This window comes from Pseudomonas sp. Sample_23, assembly GCF_004307595.1.
GTDB lineage: Bacteria > Pseudomonadota > Gammaproteobacteria > Pseudomonadales > Pseudomonadaceae > Aquipseudomonas > Aquipseudomonas atacamensis.
The window spans coordinates 1-17,447 of record NZ_RCNX01000022.1 but is presented as its reverse complement, the minus strand read 5'-3'; the positions used below and the strand labels follow the sequence as shown (position 1 = coordinate 17,447).

Below are 17,447 nucleotides of genomic sequence, written 5' to 3'. Positions count from 1 at the left end.
ACTGGGACGCGATTGTCGCGGCGTTTACCGAACAGGTCAGGCAGGGGCGCACGCTTGAAGGGTTTGTCACGTGTGTGGAGGCGTGTGGCGAGTTGTTGAAGGTGCACGTGCCGGTGACGCAGGTGAGGAACGAGTTGCCGAATCGGTTGGTGGTGTTGGGCTGAAGCAGTCGCGCATATTTGGCCTGTGTGGCGAGGGGATTTATCCCCGATCGGCTGCGTAGCAGTCGCAACACCTGCGCGCGTGGTTTGACGGGCCGAACACAGAGGGCCGCTTCGCGCGCCATCGGGGATAAATCCCCTCGCCACAAAGGTCGGTGTCATGGATTTTGCCGTTGGGTAAATAAGAGGATGTCCCCAACCCCCATCCCCCCTAAAATACCCGCCATTCCCGATTCCGCCCGTCCGAGGCCGTTTGTCCATGTCTGTTTCCGCTTCTTCCGCGCCGTCCGCCAAACCGGCCGCCGATCACCACGCCCAGTTCATCGAGCTGCTGCAAGCCAGCCTCGACGACAGCGGTTTCATCAAACTGGTATTGGCCAAATACGTCGGTGAAGAGGCGGATCTGCAACGGGTCATCATCAAACCGGTGACGGTCAAGGCGCAGGCGTGTCTCTCCTTCGTTTATCGCTACAAGACCCGCGACATCACCAAGAACCTGCCGCTGAGCGAAGGCGTTGCGCTGATTGCCGGTCTGCTGCCGACCTCGTTCAAAAATGCGCATTTATTGGCGCTGAGCGACGAAGCGCAGCTGGAATACAGCAAAAAGGGCAAGAGTTCGCTGTTCAAGAGCAAGCCTCAGCAATTGCGTGAAGCGCCGTCCGCCGAGCACAACCGCGAGAAAAACCGCTTTCTCGAACTGAGCCGCCCGTTCCTCAAGGATCTGGGCGTGACCAATGCGCAACACGAGCTGATCCCGGCGATGTCGCGCAAGTGGAAGCAGATCAACAAGTTCATCGAAGTGTTCAGCCATGCCCTGACCTCGTCGCCGCTGGCGCTGGACAAACCGGTGCGGGTCGCCGATTTCGGCTCGGGCAAGGGCTACCTGACGTTCGCCATTCACGACTACCTGCGCAATACGCTCAAGGCCGAGGGCGAAGTCACCGGCGTCGAGCTGCGCGAAGAAATGGTCAACCTGTGCAACGCCGCTGCGGCCAAGCTTGAACATCCGGGGCTGGTGTTCAAGTGCGGTGACGTGCGCACGGTGGCGCCGAGCGAGCTGGACGTGATGATCGCCCTGCATGCCTGCGACATCGCCACCGATTACGCGATCCACACCGGCATCCGCTCGGGTGCGTCGATCATCATGTGCTCGCCGTGCTGCCACAAACAGATCCGCCTGCAGATCCAGAGCCCGGCGCTGCTCAAGCCGATGCTGCAATACGGCTTGCACCTCGGCCAGCAGGCGGAAATGGTCACCGACAGCTTGCGTGCACTGTTCCTCGAAGCCTGTGGTTACGAGACCAAGGTGTTCGAGTTCATCTCGCTGGAACACACCAACAAGAACAAGATGATTCTCGCGGTGAAACGCGCCGAACCGGTCGATCCGACGCAGTTGTTGGCGAAGATCGCAGAGCTCAAGGCGTTCTACCACATCAGCGAACACTGCCTGGAAACCCTGCTGCGCGCTGACGGCTATCTGGCCTGACCCTGTGGAAGCGAGCCTGCTCGCGAAGAATGCTAACGCGGTCGATCGTTAACCCTCTGCGCGATTTGGGTCTACCTTGAATACTCCCCAGACCTTTCCCCGAGGAGTTTTCCCATGGCCGCGAAAAAGATCCTGATGCTGGTCGGCGATTACGTCGAAGACTACGAAGTGATGGTGCCGTTCCAGGCCCTGCAGATGGTCGGCCACACGGTCCACGCCGTGTGCCCGGACAAGTCCGCCGGCAGCACCGTGCGCACGGCGATTCATGATTTTGAAGGTGATCAGACCTACAGCGAAAAACCCGGTCACCTGTTCGCGCTCAATTTCGATTTCGCCAAGGCCAGCGAAACCGATTACGACGCGCTGCTGATTCCCGGCGGTCGTGCGCCGGAATACCTGCGGCTGAACGACAAAGTCCTCGAGCTGGTGCGCGCGTTCGACAACGCCGGCAAGCCCATCGCAGCGGTCTGCCATGGCGCGCAACTGCTCGCGGCGGCGGGTGTGCTTGAGGGGCGTGAGTGCAGCGCGTATCCGGCCTGCGCCCCGGAAGTACGTCTGGCGGGCGGCACCTACATCGACATTCCGGTGACCGACGGCCATGTTCAGGGAAATTTCGCCACCGCTCCGGCCTGGCCGGCGCATCCGAAATGGCTGGCCGGTTTCCTCGGTCTGCTCGGTACGAAAATCACCTTGTAGTCGAGGCAGGCGACAGATCGCAGACGCTGGTCTTTACTCTGAAGCGCGAAATCTCTCAATCGCCCCCAGGAGAAACAGACATGTCCGGATGGTACGAAGTGAGCAAAAGCAGCAACGGCCAATTCAGGTTCGTGTTGAAAGCAGCGAACGCCGAAACGATTCTGACCAGCGAACTCTACAGCACCCGCGCCGGCGCCGACGGCGGCATCGCCTCGGTGCAGGCCAACAGCCCGCTGGACGAGCGTTACGAGAAAAAATCGACCAAGGATGGCCACCCGTACTTCAACCTCAAGGCGGCCAATCACCAGGTCATCGGCAGCAGCGAGTCGTATTCATCGGATGGCGCGTGCGACAAGGGCATCGCCAGCGTGAAGGCCAACGGCCCGACGAAAACCATCAAGGACAAGACCCTGCCTGTCCTCTGAAATCCGACATCAACCTGTGGGAGCGAGCCTGCTCGCGAAAGCGGTGTTCCAGTCACCTTTTGTATTGGCTGATAGGCCGTCTTCGCGAGCAGGCTCCCTCCCACAGGTGACTACATTCCATTGTGGGAGCGAGCTTGCTCGCGAAGGCGTCAGCCCGGCCAATATCAAACTTCAACCGGTACCGACAACTGCGGATCACCCAACGCATGACTCTTGGCATCAAAGAACCGCAACTCAACGCCGGTACCGTCGAACACCTTGGCGTAGTGACGTTTCTGATGCTGAATGAATGCGGCGCTGCGCGGGTAAATCGAGATCGCCACGCATCTCGGTCGGGCCAGGCGCAACGCGCGCACCAGATGCGCATCCTGCTCGCCCAGCGCATGGCCGAAGATGCACAGGCTGTCGCCATGAGCCAGTAATTGCTCGTAGCAGAACGACAGATAATCGGAGCTGCGAATGGTCTTGAGCTTGTCAGCGCTCGGCCCTTCGGTGACGAACAGCGGCACGTCGTCCAGCGTCTTGATCGTATTGTTGATGGCGAAACTGCCGAGCAGGGTGCCCTCGGTCGAGGTCAGTTTGCGTGCGGTGCCGTCCTGATTGCGCACCAGATGCAGACCACCGTGCAGGTACAGCAGACGCGGTTTGTCGGTGGCGCTCTGGCTCAGATCGAAACTCGCGTCTGCGCCGTTGAACAGGTCGTCGATGGCCTCGCCCGGGTGTTGCAGCGCCCAGTAATTGAGCAGGTCGTAGTTGGTGGTGAACACCGTGCGATAGCGCGCCAGTTCTGCATTGAGCACCGACATTGTCGAAGGCTGCACCAGCCGCCACGGGATGTGCACCGCGTGCACGGTGTTGATCAGCGCTTCCTTGATTGCGTAATAGCGATTGCGCGGCGCCGCCGAGCTGACCGCCAGCGCCTTGTTGACCCGGCTGGTGGTCTTCAGGGCGCCCAGCACTTGTTCGAAGCTGCGGGTTTGCAGCGCGTCGAACACCGCCAGTTCCGATGGGCTCAGCGGTTTCTCTTCGACCGTACGGGCGTTTTCGAACAGCGAGTCGTAGCCGAAGTCATCCCACACCGCGCGGCTGGCGCCATTGCCCACCAGCAAACCCTGGAAATCGTTCGCGGCGCGCAAGGCATTCCAGTCTTCGAGGGTGGCGTCGACATCGAGAAAATCGGTCATTGCGTGGGCGGTCTCAAAACAAAGGGCAGATGGACGGCGACTTTATCACGAGCGGACATTGAGCCAGATCAACATTGCTCGTGACCGATCGGTCGATCCTGTGTGCACCCGCCGAATCGAGGCAGTCGATCCGGCTTCAGTCAGGAGACACACGATGAGCAGCACCTTCTTCATTCCGGCGGTCAACATCATGGGCAGCGGCTGCCTCGACGAAGCCATGGTCGCGATCCGCAATTATGGTTTTCGCAAGGCGCTGATTGTCACCGACGCCGGGCTGGCCAAGGCGGGCGTGGCCGCAATGATCGCCGAGAAACTGGCGATGCAGGACATCGATTCGGTGATCTTCGATGGCGCCAGACCGAACCCGACCACGGCCAATGTCGAATCCGGCTTGGGGCTGTTGAAGGAAAGCCGTTGCGATTTCGTCGTGTCGCTGGGTGGCGGCTCGCCACATGATTGCGCCAAGGGCATCGCCCTGTGCGCAACCAATGGCGGGCAGATTGGCGATTACGAAGGCGTCGACCGCTCGAGCAAGCCGCAATTGCCGCTGATCGCCATCAATACCACCGCCGGCACTGCCAGCGAAATGACCCGCTTCTGCATCATCACCGACGAATCGCGCCACGTGAAAATGGCCATCGTCGACCGCAACGTCACGCCACTGCTGTCGGTCAACGACCCGGAGTTGATGGTCGCGATGCCCAAAGGCCTGACCGCCGCCACTGGCATGGATGCACTGACCCACGCTATCGAAGCCTACGTCTCGACCGCCGCCAACCCGATCACCGATGCTTGCGCGCTTAAAGCGATGAGCCTGATCAGCAGCAACCTGCGTCTGGCGGTGCGCGACGGCAGCGACCTGGCGGCGCGGGAGAACATGGCTTACGCGCAGTTCCTCGCCGGCATGGCGTTCAACAACGCCTCGCTCGGATTTGTCCACGCCATGGCGCATCAGCTCGGAGGCTACTACGACTTGCCCCACGGCGTGTGCAATGCCGTGCTGTTGCCGCATGTGCAGAGTTTCAATGCGCTGGTCTGTGCTGATCGACTCAGGGATGTCGCCCACGCCATGGGCGCGGATATTCGTGGTTTCAGCGCAGAGGAGGGCGCGCAGGCGGCGATCAATGCCATTCGCAACCTTGCCAAGGATGTGGAGATTCCCGGCGGACTGCGTGAGCTGGGCGCGAAACTCAGCGACATTCCGGTGCTCGCCGCCAATGCTTTGAAGGATGCGTGCGGCCTGACCAATCCAAGGGCGGCAGATCAGCGCCAGATCGAGGAAATTTTCCGCAACGCGTTTTGAATGAAGGCGCGCAGGCGAGCGAAGTCGAACAGTCCTTCGCTTGCTTCTGCGACCACGGTAAATGTCCGCACACGGCCCCAATCTGAAACCTGGCCGGCGATGTTGTGAACGGCGGATATACGGTACTGCCCGACTGCCAATGAGTGTGCAGCCGGTGTTTGCCATTTTCGGTCGCTTTCGACCGCTGCCCTGGCAATCTCCAGGCCAGTGTCCAGATCGAAAATACTGACGAAACCCTCGGCCCGTGTGACATCTCCCGACAACAACAGAGGCGCATTTACCTCCGCTCCCTCAAGCGGTACGAAGACGCCCGGGACGTCGATTTCGGGCCGCAGTCGCACCTCATATCCGCGCTCGTCACTCCATTCAGACGTGATGCCTGCATACGTCTGGTGGGCGTGAATCTTCTGCTGGCCTGGAGCCTGGGCGCCGCTGATGCTGAACGCCCATCGTCCCTTTGCGCTGACCAGCCCTGCACCGAGCGAATGGGTGTTTTCAATGTTCCAGACCTGTACAAGCGCATCGGGTATGCCGCTGCCGAGCAACAATGTCGCAGGTCCCGTCGTGCTGGCCTCCTCGGGGTAGGTTATGGTCGGGGCCGGGGCAGGTTGTGACATTTGCTCGTCGCGAGTGCTCATCGTTCTTCTCGTCCATGGCTGATTTGAACGCTGAGGTTGGCATGACGTGCCTGAATTCGAACCTGTAAGAACTACCAGTCATCCAGTCTTTTTTGCACGGTGATCAATTTCGTTTTCTTCTAAAAAACTGTCATTTGTGTCAGTTGTCCGGCGTGGCTTCTTCGGGTCGAATGCTCCCAGCGAGGGGATCGATGTCGATCCCACAGGAGAATACGAACATGCCGGAATCCACCGCGCCATTGCCCCCAACCGTGCAGTCAGCCGGGGAGCTGGATGCTCAGTTTGGTCTGCGAACGCTGAAATTCCCCGGAGCGGCCAAGACCATTGCCGAAGGCGTGTCGATCACGCCTTCGGGGAAGATCATGGTCAGCGCTACCGTCGAGCAATCGGGCCATTCGTACTACGGCCTTGCGCGCCTGGATGCCGATGGCAATCCGGATCCGGCCTTCGGCGACGGCGGATATCTCAATGGCGAGTTCGGCACAGGCTCGCTCACGCAAGGCGGGCCGTTGATTGTTGATGCGCTCGGACGGTTCTGGATGTGCGGTGTGATTGGCGTGGTCAAAGACCAGGCTCTTGAATACCAGCAAGTTATCGCGCGGTTTCTGCCCGACGGTTCGCCGGATATCGAGTTCGGCGGCGACAGTAATGGCTACCGGATTGTGCCCATGCGGATTCCGGCACTCTTTGGGGCGACCCATGGGCAACTGCTGCTGGCGAAATCCGATCCGCAGCTTGCGCAGCCGGACAGGCTGCTGTTTGTGACCGCGCAAAAGGGCAGTGGCCTGTTGACGCGATTCCATCTCGATGGCTCGGACGATTTATCGTTCGCCAGCAACGGTTGGCTGCCCCTGTCGCTGCCAGGCGTGGCCATTTCGCTGTCCGGGATCATCCAGCTCGACGATGGGAAGATCCTGCTGCATGGCAAAACGGAAGTAACCAATCAGGGATTGGTCATGGCGTTCGACCACAACGGGAAAGTTGCACAAGCGTTCGGCGACAAGGGGGTACTGCTGTTGAACATTCAGCGCGATGGCCAGCCGCTCGAAAGCCGCGTGACGGACATTGCTGTGCAAACGGCGCAGCGCCTGCTTCTGCTCGGTTCGGCGGTCGAGTCAACGCAAGGCACAAAACTGCAACACGGGTTCATCAGTGGTATTACCTACGCCGGCCAAATGGATGACGCGTTCAACAACCCTGTCCTCAGCCCGACGGCGCACGAACTCGACCTGAGAGGTTGGCAAGCGGGGTTTGCGCTGGATGACATCGCTGGCAAACGTATTGTGGCGGTCGGACAGACCTCGGGCAGCGCACGAGGCTTGTTGACGGGAGGCTTTCTGGTCGATGGCGCAGTGGATGATTCGTTTGATGTCGAGGGCGCGAAGGACATTTCATGGCCAGCCATCGATGCCTGCCTGCAAGGCTTTTCGATCCTGGTGTTAGGTCGCAGGGACGACAGCGCACAATTGGTCCGCTTGTTGACCGCGCCTGTCGCATAACGGCGCAAGACCATCGGACATTGAGCAGGCAGAGTTAGAACCGGGCTATCCTGCCGGCTCGGATGAACCTCTGCCTTCGAGCCCAGCATGCTGCAAAAAAGCCTGATCCGCCGTCTCGACCTGATCACTCTGCAACTGTTCGTCGCCGTCCACGAGGAAGGCACGCTGACCCGTGCGGCTGCGCGCGAGGCCATCGCGGTGTCGGCGGCGAGCAAGCGCCTGATGGAGTTGGAGGAGGCGCTGGGCATCGCTTTGTTCGTGCGTCAGGCCAAAGGCATGATCCTTACGCCGGCCGGTGAAACCCTGCTGCACCATGCCCGGCAGATGCTCTTCAATGTGGAAAAGATGGGCCTGGAACTGGGCGAGCACAGCCACGGTGTGCGTGGTTACGTGCGCATGCTGGCCAATCTTTCGGCGATCATTCAGTTCCTGCCTGAAGACTTGCGCGACTTCTCCGCGCGGCATCCGCAGGTCAAGACCGACCTTGAAGAACGCCCCAGCGCCGGCGTGATTCAGGGCGTGCTCGATGGCGTCGCCGACCTCGGCATCTGCTCCGACGACAGCGACACCAAAGGCCTGCACAGCGTGTTGTACCGCCAGGACAAACTGGTGGTGGTGATGCTCCCGGAGCATCCGTTGGCTACGCGCGCATCGGTGACTTTCGATGAAACTCTCGACAGCGATTACGTCGGCTTGCACGCAGCCAGTTCGATCAACATGCGTACCCATGCGGCGGCGCGGCAGGCCGGCAAAGTCCTGCGCATTCGCATTCATGTCCCGGGATTCGATGCGGTCTGCCGGATGGTCCAGGCGAACATGGGCATCGGCATTCTGCCGCAGCGAGCCTATGAGTTGTTCGGTCAGGCACTGGGCTTGCGTGCGGTGCCGCTGACCGACGACTGGTCCGATCGCGCGCTGATTGTGGTGGTGCGCGATGAGGCGGGATTGTCGCCGGTGAGCCGGATGTTGTTTGAGCATTTGCGCGGGCGGTAGATCTTCATTGCAGCTGATGGCCTCTTCGCGAGCAGGCTCGCTCCCACATTGAACTTGTGAACACAGAATCTGAAACCACTACAGAACCTTGTGGGAGCGAGCCTGCTCGCGAAGGCGGCCCTGAATTCACCACCGAATCACAGCGGAGCATTCGCATTTCGCGAACGCCCTTTGCCGAGAGACGGCTGGATTCTCCGATCATCGTTCCTCTAGCCTTGGCGACATATTCCAAGAACAAGAGGTACCCCGCGATGACTGCCCCTTTGAGTGCGATCAAAGTGATCGAGATCGGCACCCTGATCGCCGCGCCGTTTGCCGCGCGCATGCTTGCCGAGTTCGGCGCCGAGGTGATCAAGATCGAAGCCATGGGCCAAGGCGACCCGCTGCGCAAATGGCGCAAGCTGCACGAGGGCACGTCGCTGTGGTGGTACCTGCAATCGCGCAACAAGAAATCCCTGGCACTCAACCTCAAATCCGCTGAAGGCATCGAACTGGTCAAGCAACTGGCCGGTGACGCCGACGTGATCATCGAAAACCTGCGCCCCGGTGCGCTGGAAAAACTCGGTCTGGGCTGGGACGTGCTGCATGCGCTGAATCCGAACCTGACCCTGGTGCGTATCTCTGGCTACGGCCAGACCGGCCCGTACCGCGACCGGCCCGGTTTCGGTGCGATTGGCGAGGCCATGGGCGGCATTCGCTACACCACCGGCAATCCCGATTCGCCACCAGCTCGGGTCGGCGTCAGCCTCGGCGATTCGCTGGCCTCGCTGCACGCAGTGATCGGCGCGCTGATGTCGCTGTTGCGGGTCAAGACCGGGCAGGGCGGCGGGCAGATCGTTGACGTATCGCTGGCCGAGAGCGTGTTCAACGTCATGGAAAGCCTGGTACCGGAATACGACATGCTCGGCCATGTGCGCGAACGCAGCGGCGGCGCCTTGCCGGGCATCGCGCCCTCCAATACCTACCTCACCGCCGACGGTGCCTACGTGGTGATCGCTGGTAACAGCGACCCGATCTACAAGCGCCTGATGCACACCATTGGCCGCGCTGATCTGGCCGAGGCAGAAGAGTTCGCCCACAACGACGGCCGCGCGGCGCAGAGCGGTTTGCTCGATGCGGCCATCACACACTGGACCAGCAGCCTGCCGATCGACGAGGTACTGGCCGCCCTCGAAGCCGCTGAAGTGCCGGCCGGGCGCATCTACTCGGTGGCTGACATCGTCGCCGATCCGCACTATCAGGCGCGGGACATGCTGCTCGATGCCGAGTTGCCCGGTGGCGCAACGGTGAAGATGCCCGGCATTGTCCCCAAACTCTCGGAGACGCCCGGCGGGGTGAACTGGTCCGGGCCGAAACTGGGCCAGCACACCGACGCTATTCTCGCCAATCTTGGCCTGACTGAACTCGACATCGAACGTCTGAAAGGCCAGGGGGTGGTGCAATGATCACTGACTATTCGCAAACCCTGATCGTCCAGGAAGTCTCGCCCCGCGACGGTTTGCAGATCGAGCCGACGTGGGTGGAAACCGCTGACAAGATCGCCCTGATCAATCAATTGTCACAGGCCGGATTCAGCCGCATCGAGGCCGGCTCGTTCGTCTCGCCCAAAGCCATTCCGGGCCTGCGTGACGGCGAGCAAGTGTTCAACGGCATTCAGCGTCAGCCGGGTGTTATTTACGTGGCGTTGATCCCCAACCTCAAAGGCGCGCAACGCGCATTGGCGGCGAATGCCGATGAGTTGAATCTGGTGATGTCTGCCAGCCAGACCCACAACCTTGCCAACATGCGCATGCGTTGCGAAGAGTCGCTGGCGGCGTTCGCTGACATTGTTGCGTTTGTCAGCGGCTCAGGTGTGCGCCTCAACGGCAGCATCGCCACCACCTTCGGTTGTCCGTTCGAAGGACGGATCGATGAGGATCGCGTGCTGCAAATTGTCGACGCTTATCAAGAGCTCGGCATTCAGGGCATCAGCCTCGCCGACACCACCGGCATGGCCAATCCGCGTCAGGTCGATCGCTTGGTGCGGCGCGTTTTGCAGCGGGTTTCGCCGGCCGATCTGACCCTGCATTTCCACGACACTCGCGGCCTTGGGCTGTGCAATGTACTGGCCGCTTACGAGGCCGGCGCGCGGCGCTTCGATGCGGCGCTGGGGGGCCTCGGTGGCTGCCCGTTCGCACCGGGCGCGTCGGGCAATATCTGCAGCGAAGATCTGGTCAATCTGTGCGATGAAGTCGGCATTCCCACGGGCATCGATTTGCCGCTGCTGCTGAAACTTTCGCGCGGCTTGCCGGCGCTGTTGGGCCACGATGTCCCCGGCCAACTGGCCAAGGCCGGGCGCAACTGCGATCTGCATCCGATGCCCATCTGAAGATACAAAACCCTTGTGGGAGCGAGCCTGCTCGCGAACGCGGTGTGTCATTCAACATCGGTATCGACTGATCTGGCGCATTCGCGAGCAGGCTCGCTCCCACAGTTCAAAAGCATTCAGCAGTAACCAGACAACAAAAACAATCGGACGCCCATCGGCAGTCCGCCTGGAGAAAATCTATGAGCCTCAACGTAATGGAGGCGGGCGTGAATCCGTCCGTCGATCACGACGCCGAAAAAGCCCTGGTCAGCAAAGTCGCCTGGCGCCTGATGCCGCTGATCATGGTCTGCTACCTGTTCGCCTTCTTCGATCGCATCAACATCAGCTTCGCCAAATTTCAGTTGCAGACCGACTTGAGCCTGAGCGACACCGCGTATGGCTTGGGCGCCGGGCTGTTCGTGGTCGGTTACGTGCTGTTCGAAGTGCCGAGCAACATGATGCTGTACAAGGTCGGCGCACGGCGCTGGATCGCGCGGATCATGATGTCGTGGGGCGTGGCGACGGCGGCGATGGTCTTCGTCAACAGCGAATGGCAGTTCTATGCGCTGCGCTTCGTTATCGGCGCGATGGAAGCCGGGTTTGCTCCGGGCGTGCTGTATTACCTGACCCTGTGGTTTCCGCAGCACTTCCGTGGCCGCATCACCTCGATGCTGTTCCTTGCCTCGGCGTTTGCCGGGCTGGTCGGCGCGCCGTTCTCGGGCCTTGTGTTGCAACACCTCGATGGCGTGTTGCAGATGCGCGGCTGGCACTGGTTGTTCCTGCTTGGTGGCGTGCCGTGCATCGCCCTCGGTTTCCTGGTGCTGACGCAGCTCAAGGACCGCATCGAGGATGCGCACTGGCTGACCGCTGACGAGAAGAAATTACTCTCCAGTCGCATCGCCCATCACGAGCCACACAAGAGCGGCGGCTCATTGCTCGCGGCGCTGAAAATACCCGGGTTCCTGACGTTGGGTTTGATCTACTTCCTGATTCAGGTCGCGTCCTACGGGTTGAATTTCTGGGCACCGCAATTGATCCGCAGCGCCGGCACCGAAAGCCCGGTGATGATCGGCCTGCTGACCGCCATTCCGTACATCTGCGGGGCGATCAGCATGGTGGTGATCGGGCGCTTGTCAGACGCCACCGGTGAGCGGCGCAAGTTTGTCGCCGGGCTGGTGATCGTCGGCGCGATCGGCTTTTTCAGCGCGGGAATCTTCGCCAGCCACACGACCTTCCTGATCGTCGCGCTCGGCCTGCTCGGCGCCGGCATCATCGCTTCGATCCCGAGCTTCTGGACCCTGCCACCGAAACTGCTGGCGGGCGCCGGTGCCGGCGCGGCGGGCGGGATCGCGGTGATCAATACCCTGGGGCAGTTCGGCGGGATTGTCAGCCCGGTCATGGTCGGACGCATCAAGGACCTCACCGGCAGCACCACCCCGGCGCTGTACGTCATCGGCGTCGCCGCGCTGATCGCCGCAGCGCTGCTGCTGTGGGGCTTGCCGCAGAAGTTGCGCACGCTGGACAAGTATTGAGATTTGCTGCGTCGGCGATAGCAGGCTCGCTCCCACTTTGGAATGCGGCTTTCCTGCGGGAGCGAGCCTGCTCGCGAATTCCGACTTCAGACACATGAGAAGATTCGCTGGCCAGATCTGTTGAATCCTCCGATGCAGAAAGGGATAGTGCGCGCCTGGAAATATCTTCAAGGAGCGGGAAGTGACAATGAAGTCCACGTGGATCAGCGCTGCCGCGCTCTGCGGGTGGTTGATGGCTGGGCAGGCGTGGGCAGATTGCACGCCGCCTGCGGTCAGTGGCGAAGCGGACTTTTCTTTGTGCAAGGACTGGCCGGCTTATCCGCAGCTGACCATCACCGCGCTATCGACGTTTGTGCCCGATCCGGTCTATGGCCATGACGGCAGCGTGGGCTCGTACGATCTGGATCTGGCTGTCACGGCCGGCAGCCCCAAATCGCTGGCAACCTACCATCAGCCGTCGGCGTTTCTCTCCGATGCCATCGCGCTGGAGAGTCTGGAACTCGACACGGCGCGTTATAAACTCACGCCCGACCTTCGTGCCTTCGGCGTTCGCGCCCATTTCAAAGGCTCGTCACGCGTTAATCCGCTGGATGAAATCTTGCTTTCGCTTTATGTGAAAGAAGGCGACAAACTGCGCCCGGTGCTGGATCGCTTGGTCGTCTACAGCTTCAGTGGCGAATGGGATGGCAATTGCGCCGGAGAGCGCTCGGAGACGGTGCGTACGCTTGAGATGGGCAAAACCAGTTCCCATGGTTACGCAGATATCATTGTCCGCTCAGTCACCACGGGCCTGGTCGGTGAGGGGCCACCCGACACCTGCGAGTCGAAGACCACTCACGAAAAGCCGGTGCTGAACACGTTGCGCTATGACGGACAGCAATATTTCGTTCCCGAAAATCTGAGAGGCTATTGAAGGCGCGTCGTTCTACTTTCTCGACCCCGACGGCCACAAGCTGGAAGCCCATGTCGGCGATTTGCAGTCGCGGCTGGCTGCGTGTCGGCAGAAACCGTACCCCGGCATGCGTATCCGCGACGAACCCTGATCCGCTTCAATCTTGTTGATATAGACTCTGCGCCACGTGTTCTGGCGCTTGCAGGTTTTTCATGACTCCATCATTGCTGTTGGCCGTTCTGGCTTCGGGTTTCATCTACGGGATCACCCCCGGGCCGGGCGTGCTGGCGGTGTTCGGCATTGGCGCGGCCCATGGGCGGCGGGCCGGGGCGGGGTTTCTGTGTGGGCATCTGCTCGGCGACGTGATCTGGTGCAGTACCGCGCTGGTGGCAATCGTCGGCGCCCGTGAGATCGGTAGCACCGCGTTCGATGTACTCGGCGTGCTCAGCGCGGTGTACCTGTTCTGGCTCGGCTGGCGTGCGGTGCGTGCCCAACGCCGTAGCGGCGACGAGGCGCAAGGCGCGGCGCGGCAGCCGTTCTGGCACGGCATCGTCTTCGGCCTGACCAATCCCAAGGCCTACCCGGTGGCGGTGGCGACCTTTACGGCGCTGCTGTCGAGCCGCGCCGAACTGCTTAACTGGTCGATGCTGCCGGCGCTGATCGCCCTGAGCTTTATCGGCGGTGCGCTGGCTTACGCTATCCTCATCGGCGTGGTCGGCGCACAGCGAGTGCGCATGGTGTATCAGCGGCATGAGCTGCTCATCACCCGTTTATGCGGCGTGATGTTTATCGGCTTCGCCATCAATGCGTTGATGCACGCGCTGCCGGGGCTGCTGCCGAACAAGACTTGATGAAATGGGCAGGGACGCGCAATCACGATCACGGACGATTGAAATCGCTGCACTGTGCGGACATCCCGTAGAACCATGGAAAGCCCTAACCCTGCGCCGCTGGCGAGCTACATGGACCTGTTGCTGGACGCCGTTTGCGCGGTCGACAAACAGGGCCGTTTCGTTTTTGTCAGCGCTGCCTGCGAGCGGATTTTCGGCTACACGCCTGACGAGCTGATCGGCCGCTCGATGATCGAGCTGGTGCACCCGGCCGATCGCCAGCGCACCCTCGCGGCCGCAGGCGAAATCATGGGCGGCGACCCGAAGCACAATTTCGAGAACCGCTACCTGCGCAAGGACGGCAGCGTCGCGCATATTTCCTGGTCGGCGCGCTGGTCGGAGGTCGACCAACTCCGCATCGCCGTCGCCCGCGATATCACCGAGCGCAAGCAGGCCGAATCGCGGCAAGCGGCGTTGTACGCAATTTCCGAGGCGGCGCATGCGGCGGAGGATCTGCTGGCGCTGTTCAAAAGGGTTCATTTGCTCATTGGCGAATGGCTGCCGGCGCTGAATTTTTCTGTGGCGCTGTACGACGAACACTGCGCGCAGCTGAGTTTTCCCTATCACGTCGACGATCACGAATTGCAGCCCGAGCAGCCCGGCACGGTCATCGGACGGCTTTGCGCGCAAGTGATCCGCAGCGGCCAGCCAATGTTGCTGACCCCGGACAGCGCCGATGCCACGCCCGACTTCGCTGCGCTGGTGGCGGAGCAGAACGCGCCTTGCTGGCTCGGCGTACCGCTGAGCTCAAAAAACGGCACCATCGGCGCCTTGATCGTCAAAAGCCTCGCTGGCGGCGAACGCTACACCGAGCAGGACAAGGAACTGCTGCAATACGTCTGCGCACAAGTCGCCACGGCCATCGAACGCCAGCAACTGCATGCGCGGCTCAAGCGCATGGCGCAATACGATCAACTGACGCAACTGCCCAACCGCGAACTGCTGCGTGAGCGGCTCAGGGCTGCGCTGGCCCATGCGCGAACCGTGCACGGACACATGGCGCTGCTGTATGTCGATCTGGATCGCTTCAAACAGGTCAACGACACCCATGGCCATGCCGTCGGTGACATGCTCCTGCAAACCGTGGCCAATCGGCTGAAAGGCTGCGTGCGTGAAACCGACACCGTGGCGCGTATCGGTGGCGATGAATTTGTCGTGCTGTTGCATAGCGTGCATGCCGCCGAAGATGCCGACAGTGTCGCCGGAAAAATCCGTCAGGTACTGGCGCAGCCCATGCGCCTCGACGGCCATGACCTGCGTATCGAACCGAGCATCGGCGTGGCGCGTTTCCCTGAACACGGTGAAGAAGAACAGCAACTGTTTCGGCATGCCGATCAAGCCATGTATGCGGACAAACGCCTGAATCATCGGGCCTTGGGCATCTGAAGCGAGCGCACCGTTCGTCGCGGCCTCGGCAGATTTTCTAAACCTTTGAACGCCAAAGCCTTCTTAACTGAGGCGGACAATTGTCCGCCGCGACTATTTGAGCAGCGGGCGAATCACGGCCCGCTTGAATTTTCAACGAAGGAGGGCGCGACCATGAGCCGGATGGCCACCCGTTTACGTAATGCCAGTTTTGCGACTCTGCTGGGCCTGTGCGCCAGCACTGCGTTCGCCCAGTCGCCTGCCGAATTCATCAACGATGCCTCCGCCAAAGGCATGGCTGACATCGAAGCCAGCCGTCAGGCCCACGGCAAGACCGAATCCAAAGAGGTCAAGGATTACACCATTGTTGTCATCAACGACCGCACCACGGCCAACCAGCATTTGGCGAAAATCGCCAAGAAGCTCGACCTGCCGGTTGCCCCCCGCGAAGAACTCGCCGACAAGGCCAAAGAGTTGATGCCGGAAGTGAAGGACGGCGCGACTTTCGATCAGGCCTATGCCGCCAGTCAGGTCAAGGCGACCGAAGAGGCCATCACCCAGATCGAGCAACAGGCACAGACCACCGACGTGCCGGAAATCAAAGCGTTTGCCGATGAGACCTTGCCGAAGCTGCAAAGCCATCTGGAAAAGGCCCGCGCGTTGCAGGCCAGTCGCTAACTTCGCCGTATTGTTCAGCGCGAACGAAGCCTTCAGTTGAAATGCATGTTTCCTTTGTGGGAGCGAGCCTGCTCGCGAAAGCGGTCTGTCAGTCAATGATGTTTTGACTGACCCTCCCTCTTCGCGAGCAGGCTCGCTCCCACAGGGTGTGTTTACTTGCTCAGCACTCATTCAAATCCTGCTTTGGCTTGCTCTTGTCGCCAAGCCCCTCAAGATCAAACACCTGATTCTCACCCAGCGCGCGATAATGCCGGCGCAGCGCTTCGAGCTGCTTCAGATCCAGCGCCTCCAGCCCGAGCATCGCGTTCTGCGCTTCCTTGTTCACCCGCAGCAGCTCATCGAGTTTCAAGTGCAGAATGTCGGTATCGCGGTTCTGCGTGTTCTGAATCAGGAACACCATCAGGAACGTGATGATCGTCGTCGAAGTATTGATGATCAGTTGCCAAGTGTCGTTGTAACCAAAAATCGGCCCGCTCAAACCCCACAACCCGATCAGAATCAACGCCCCCATGAACGTCTTCGGGCTACCGGCCCACAGGGCAAGTTTTTGGGCAATTTTTGCGAATTTCATGATGGGAGTCCTTGTTTTGGGAGCTTGAAATTCAGACATCGGCGTTGCGCTGAAAATTCTGTTTACAAGTTTCGGTGCAGGACTTTGGTAGGGAAGGCGTACCGCGCAGATCGCGGTATCGTGTCGACAGTCGACAGAAAACCCCAACAGGAGAACGCAATGAGTTGGTCTGCCCAGCAATACGTCGCTTTCGAAGATGAACGCACCCGCCCGGCCCGTGATCTGTTAGCGGCGATACTCACGGCGCACGCCCGGGCGGTGGTGGATATCGGTTGCGGGCCGGGCAATTCCACCGAGTTGCTGGTGCAGCGTTTTCCCGAGGCCCGGGTCAGTGGCCTGGACAGTTCGGCGGACATGATCGCCGCCGCGCGCAAGCGCTTGCCCGATGTGCAGTTCGAGGTGGCCGAGATCGACAAGTGGGCCGATGAAGGCCCGTTCGATGTGATCTTCGCCAATGCAGTGTTGCAATGGGTGCCTGATCACGCTTCGTTGCTGCCAGCCTTGGCGAGCAAGCTTTCAGATGGTGGAAGCCTGGCGATCCAGATGCCGGACAACCTCAACGAACCGTCCCACCGTTTGATGCGTGAAGTCGCCGCCAATGGGCCGTGGGCGAGCAGGCTGGCAGACGCTGCCGGGCAGCGTACCGACATGGCCAGTGCCAGTGAGTATTTTTCGATGCTGCGCCCGCATTGCGCGCGGGTCGATGTGTGGCGCACCACCTATCACCACCAACTTCGGGACGGGGCGGCGGGGGTGGTGGAGTGGTTCAAGGGTAGCGGGTTGATTC

General features: G+C 60.7%; 17 protein-coding genes and 1 pseudogene. 15 read left to right on the top strand and 3 right to left on the bottom strand.

Features of this window, described 5'->3' with window-relative positions; all coding sequences use genetic code 11:
• The first annotated feature begins 420 nt into the window (after positions 1-420).
• From D8U82_RS05120 to D8U82_RS05110, 3 genes are all read left to right on the top strand, one after another.
• Complete coding sequence (locus tag D8U82_RS05120) at positions 421-1,647, top strand: SAM-dependent methyltransferase (protein ID WP_125925274.1); 1,227 nt, start codon at positions 421-423, stop codon at positions 1,645-1,647.
• Between the two features lie 114 nt (positions 1,648-1,761).
• Positions 1,762-2,343 (top strand): DJ-1/PfpI family protein, encoded by a 582-nt coding sequence (locus D8U82_RS05115; protein ID WP_125925275.1) that lies wholly within the window; start codon positions 1,762-1,764, stop codon positions 2,341-2,343.
• Positions 2,344-2,423: 80 nt separating this feature from the next.
• Positions 2,424-2,768, top strand: coding sequence for a YegP family protein (locus tag D8U82_RS05110; RefSeq protein ID WP_071174640.1), 345 nt, complete (start codon positions 2,424-2,426; stop codon positions 2,766-2,768).
• A 164-nt stretch (positions 2,769-2,932) separates the two neighbouring features.
• Here D8U82_RS05110 and D8U82_RS05105 read toward each other — a convergent pair whose 3' ends face one another.
• Complete coding sequence (locus tag D8U82_RS05105; RefSeq protein WP_130901776.1) at positions 2,933-3,952, bottom strand: DUF4917 family protein; 1,020 nt, start codon at positions 3,950-3,952, stop codon at positions 2,933-2,935.
• Positions 3,953-4,106: 154 nt separating this feature from the next.
• On the opposite strand from D8U82_RS05105, the gene yiaY reads away from it, so the two are divergent.
• A complete protein-coding gene (gene yiaY / locus D8U82_RS05100) occupies positions 4,107-5,255 on the top strand; it encodes an L-threonine dehydrogenase (RefSeq protein WP_024011964.1) in 1,149 nt (382 codons plus the stop codon).
• On the opposite strand, the gene D8U82_RS05095 is transcribed toward yiaY, so the two are convergent.
• The gene (locus D8U82_RS05095; RefSeq protein ID WP_177434112.1) at positions 5,216-5,893 is read right to left on the bottom strand and encodes a hypothetical protein; all 678 of its coding nucleotides are present in this window, start codon (positions 5,891-5,893) and stop codon (positions 5,216-5,218) included. The genes yiaY and D8U82_RS05095 overlap by 40 nt on opposite strands.
• 218 nt (positions 5,894-6,111) lie before the next feature.
• Between D8U82_RS05095 and D8U82_RS05090 the strand changes: the two genes are divergently transcribed.
• The 10 genes and pseudogenes from D8U82_RS05090 to D8U82_RS05040 all read left to right on the top strand — a co-directional run bounded on the left by D8U82_RS05090 (position 6,112) and on the right by D8U82_RS05040 (position 16,089).
• Positions 6,112-7,392 (top strand): hypothetical protein, encoded by a 1,281-nt coding sequence (locus D8U82_RS05090; protein ID WP_130901775.1) that lies wholly within the window; start codon positions 6,112-6,114, stop codon positions 7,390-7,392.
• Between the two features lie 87 nt (positions 7,393-7,479).
• Positions 7,480-8,385, top strand: a complete 906-nt coding sequence (locus D8U82_RS05085; protein WP_130901774.1) for a LysR family transcriptional regulator — start codon at positions 7,480-7,482, stop codon at positions 8,383-8,385.
• Between the two features lie 251 nt (positions 8,386-8,636).
• Positions 8,637-9,830, top strand: coding sequence for a CaiB/BaiF CoA-transferase family protein (locus D8U82_RS05080; protein WP_123442951.1), 1,194 nt, complete (start codon positions 8,637-8,639; stop codon positions 9,828-9,830).
• Positions 9,827-10,753 carry a hydroxymethylglutaryl-CoA lyase gene (locus D8U82_RS05075; RefSeq protein ID WP_130901773.1) on the top strand — a complete coding sequence of 309 codons (927 nt, stop codon included), beginning with the start codon at positions 9,827-9,829 and terminating at the stop codon, positions 10,751-10,753. The genes D8U82_RS05080 and D8U82_RS05075 overlap by 4 nt, the downstream gene beginning before the upstream one ends.
• 179 nt (positions 10,754-10,932) lie before the next feature.
• Complete coding sequence (locus tag D8U82_RS05065; protein WP_016771305.1) at positions 10,933-12,264, top strand: MFS transporter; 1,332 nt, start codon at positions 10,933-10,935, stop codon at positions 12,262-12,264.
• 181 nt (positions 12,265-12,445) lie between these two features.
• The gene (locus tag D8U82_RS05060) at positions 12,446-13,177 is read left to right on the top strand and encodes a hypothetical protein (RefSeq protein ID WP_130901772.1); all 732 of its coding nucleotides are present in this window, start codon (positions 12,446-12,448) and stop codon (positions 13,175-13,177) included.
• Positions 13,176-13,307, top strand: a pseudogene (locus tag D8U82_RS05055) (glutathione transferase); the annotation flags it as partial. The gene D8U82_RS05060 and the pseudogene D8U82_RS05055, both read left to right, overlap by 2 nt.
• Positions 13,308-13,368: 61 nt before the next feature.
• Entirely contained in the window at positions 13,369-14,007 is a 639-nt protein-coding gene (locus tag D8U82_RS05050) for a LysE family translocator (RefSeq protein WP_125925281.1), read from the top strand.
• A gap of 75 nt (positions 14,008-14,082) precedes the next feature.
• Positions 14,083-15,432, top strand: a complete 1,350-nt coding sequence (locus tag D8U82_RS05045; RefSeq protein WP_130901771.1) for a diguanylate cyclase — start codon at positions 14,083-14,085, stop codon at positions 15,430-15,432.
• A 153-nt stretch (positions 15,433-15,585) separates the two neighbouring features.
• Complete coding sequence (locus D8U82_RS05040) at positions 15,586-16,089, top strand: DUF4142 domain-containing protein (protein ID WP_039760848.1); 504 nt, start codon at positions 15,586-15,588, stop codon at positions 16,087-16,089.
• Positions 16,090-16,249: 160 nt separating this feature from the next.
• On the opposite strand, the gene D8U82_RS05035 is transcribed toward D8U82_RS05040, so the two are convergent.
• Positions 16,250-16,660 (bottom strand): low affinity iron permease family protein, encoded by a 411-nt coding sequence (locus D8U82_RS05035; protein WP_016771301.1) that lies wholly within the window; start codon positions 16,658-16,660, stop codon positions 16,250-16,252.
• 159 nt (positions 16,661-16,819) lie between these two features.
• On the opposite strand from D8U82_RS05035, the gene tam reads away from it, so the two are divergent.
• The coding region (gene tam, locus D8U82_RS05030; protein ID WP_130901770.1) for a trans-aconitate 2-methyltransferase at positions 16,820-17,447 on the top strand (628 nt) is incomplete at its 3' end.